The organism is Globicatella sanguinis NBRC 15551, assembly GCF_001552295.1.
In the GTDB taxonomy this organism is placed as follows: domain Bacteria; phylum Bacillota; class Bacilli; order Lactobacillales; family Aerococcaceae; genus Globicatella; species Globicatella sanguinis.
The window spans coordinates 1-3,325 of record NZ_BCQX01000165.1 but is presented as its reverse complement, the minus strand read 5'-3'; the positions used below and the strand labels follow the sequence as shown (position 1 = coordinate 3,325).

General features: G+C 34.7%; 2 protein-coding genes. One reads left to right on the top strand and one right to left on the bottom strand.

From position 1 onward, the window contains the following. Positions 1-688: 688 nt before the first annotated feature. Complete coding sequence (locus GSA01S_RS09695) at positions 689-2,068, top strand: N-acetylmuramoyl-L-alanine amidase (RefSeq protein ID WP_066127045.1); 1,380 nt, start codon at positions 689-691, stop codon at positions 2,066-2,068. Positions 2,069-2,676: 608 nt separating this feature from the next. Here the strand turns inward: GSA01S_RS09695 and frr are convergent. Then, positions 2,677-3,234, bottom strand: coding sequence for a ribosome recycling factor (gene frr / locus GSA01S_RS09690; RefSeq protein WP_066127042.1), 558 nt, complete (start codon positions 3,232-3,234; stop codon positions 2,677-2,679). Positions 3,235-3,325: the final 91 nt, after the last annotated feature.

Here is a 3,325-nt window from a genome sequence, read left to right as displayed (position 1 = left end):
ACTGTGCTATTAATTAACAAACAATAATCTTAACTAAATTTATCAAGATTATGCCCTGGCTCTTGGTTTTTTCCTTATTGAATGCTTAGATATTAATACTTTAGTAATAGCTATCCTATGAATCACGTCATTCGATATGAGTCAAAAACTTGAATGATTGAACACTAACACCAACTGTTTGGTTATCACGGTGAGGATTGCTATATCGGTCTAATAAAGTAAAAAAATCCTAAAGCAAAACAATTGCTTTAGGACGTTCAATACGTGGTACCACCTAACTTTGTAATAGTTAAACTATCACCTCAAAGCCATATCGCGGCTAACGGAATAACTTTTCATTATTCTTCTCGATAGTGTCTTCGCTCTTGCCTAGGTGCATTCTTTCAGCCACGGAATGTACTCTCTGAAGGTCGGCTTGCTACTTGTCTATGTTATCGAATATACTATTCATCTTTGTATAAGATTACCGTTAGTTAAAGGATTTGTCAAGTTTATTTTGATAAAAAAATAATGGATAAATTAAACGTATCTAACATAATTTTAATCTATCAATAAATTTGTCCCCCGTTATAATGTCATTATTATCACAAATAGATTACTATTCGATAACATTATTGAAAAGTTTGAACTTTCTATGAAAAATGTCTTATAATAACATAAAGTAGAATTGTTTTATATTGGAGGAATTATGAAAGATAATCTAATAAAATTCATGCGATTACTCTTATCGCGTCAATATTTCCCTCCTTTCATGACCGTATTAATGCTATTAATTGGTTCTTTAGCTGTTTTCAGTTTAATTACAGATGAACAGGTCACAATTAATAAAGATCAAGTAGTAGCGAGGATAGAACCAGCAACAAATTCTGAAAGTATCGCAACCTTAGAAAAAGGTAAAAGCTATGATGTATTATCTAAAGCAAATGGTTGGTACAAACTGAGACTTGATGCTCGTAGCGATGGTTGGGTACCTGAATGGTTTATTGAAAGTGAAACATTAACGAGTGATCATGCTATTGCGGCCCATATTTTAGTTGATACACCGGTTTATACCGAAACGAACGAAAAATCGGCTGTGATGACTACAATTCAACCTGAAAATTACCTGATTGTTCGCTTTGAGAAAAAAGGTTGGCTACAAGTTGAAGTCGAAGGGCGATATGGATACATTAAGACACGCGCCGTTAATTTAATCAATTTAAGTGATGTGCCTTCAATTGATCCTGATAAACTCGATGAAGTCTATGACCCCGTAGCCATTCAAAAAGCAAAAGAAGCAGCTGAAAAAATAGTGGTTGTAAGATATTCTGGTGAACCATTATTTGATGCTCCTTCATTGAATGCTAATCGTATTTATGATATTGCGTATGGTCAAAAATTCAAATACATTGATGAAGTCGTTTCGGCAGATGGTAATGAAACAGAATTTATTTTAGTTGAAGATAGTGATGGTCTACAAGGTTATGTAGAAAGTCGAATTGCGGGAATGGAAGCTGATTCGATTGGCCATGTGACTGAGAAGACTGCTCAATCATTACAAGATGCTGTCATTATGATTGACCCGGGTCATGGTGGTGAAGATTCCGGTGCAACTACTGAAGATGAATCCGTCTATGAGAAAAACATTACCTTGTCTACTTCGCTCTTATTAAAACAAAAATTAGAAGCGGTTGGAGCAAAAGTCCTTATGACTCGTGAAACAGATGAATTCATCGATTTGATACCGCGTAGTGATTTAAGTAATGAGCAACAAGTCGATGCCTTCATCAGTATTCATTTTGATAAAGGTCAAGTTGGCTGGTCAGGTTCCACTACCTATTACTTCCATGAACATGATTATGAATTAGCAAAAAGTATTAATGATGCGATCTCGACACTCGCATTACCGAATAACGGAACCTTATTCGGCAATTACTCTGTTCTAAGGGAAAATACACGTCCAGCTATATTATTGGAATTAGGCTATATGTCCAATGCGACCGACTTACAATATATTACCTCAGCTGATTATCAAGAAGCAGTAACCAATGTCATTGTAACAGCTTTAGAAGAATATTTTGGTAAATAAATTTAAGACCTTGAATGTCATCTTTGGACTTCAAGGTCTTTTTGGTTGTTTAAAATAATTGTGCATTCTGAAATTCTTTCGACAATGAATCGCCATTTATCATTAAAGTAGAAAACATCTCACAAACTAATGGGAATGGGCCAGAAATAAAAAAGCGGATGATTTGTGCTTCGCTTGACCTACCCTCGCACGTTTGGGTATAGACTAGAAATAGAAAAGCGAATGCTTTTTTCTGTGCTTGCCCTACCCAAGCACAGTTGGTAGCAAGCAAAAAGTGAAAATTTAAAAAAATATCGCTTCGTCTGCCTACCCCTAAAAAGTTGGAATAGGTCTCAAACCAGTCTTTAAGATGCAGGTTGAGGCTACTCAACCACTGCGCGTTTTAATAGCGTGCAATAAGTTGGCTGAATTTTCAAAAATAGTGTCAGCTACTTTAAGACTACTCACCCACCGTGCTTTTACTTTATGCTCAATTACTTGAATGAGTTTATCCAGTTGTTGCCGACTCATAGAAAACATTTTAAAGCTACTCAACCACAGACTATAAAAAAAGAGGGAACCAAACAGTATTTCAAACTTTTAGTTCATCCTCAATCATAAATATAAAATTAGTCACCTAAAATTTCTGTTTCTTTTTCTGCAGAAACTTTTTCTAACTCTTTAGTTGCTTCATCAATGATTACTTGAATATCTTTTTCATAATCTTTCACATCATCTTCAGTCAATTCATTATTTTTTTGCATTTTTTTCGTTTGATCAATTGCATCACGACGAATATTACGTAAAACAATTTTAGCATTTTCTTGCTCTTTACCAACTTGTTTAACTAATTCTTGACGTCGCTCCTGAGTTAAAGCAGGAATGACTAAACGAATCACGCTACCATCATTTGAAGGGGTAATCCCCACATCAGACTGTAAAATCGCTTTTTCAATCTCAGTTAAAGATGATTTATCATAAGGTGAGATTAATAACATTCTCGCTTCTGGAACGGTAATACTTGCTAGTTGATTTAATGGTGTTGGAACGCCATAATATAATACATTCACATGATTTAAAATACTAGCGTTTGCACGTCCTGCACGAATTGTTGCTAATTCATTACGGTAAGCATCAATTGCTTTATTCATTCGTTGTTTTGTTTCCTTTAAAATGTCGGCTGCCATAAAGACTCCTCCTATATTGACTCTTTTTTATTATTATAGCATACTCTTTCATGAATTCCTATTCTAAGCAGAGTCTTGATAGTGTCAAATT

Coding starts and splice junctions, on each gene's coding strand:
- GSA01S_RS09695 (WP_066127045.1), top strand. CDS start 689: ATGAAAGATAATCTAATAAAATTCATGCGATTACTCTTATCGCGTCAA.
- frr (WP_066127042.1), bottom strand. CDS start 3,234: ATGGCAGCCGACATTTTAAAGGAAACAAAACAACGAATGAATAAAGCA.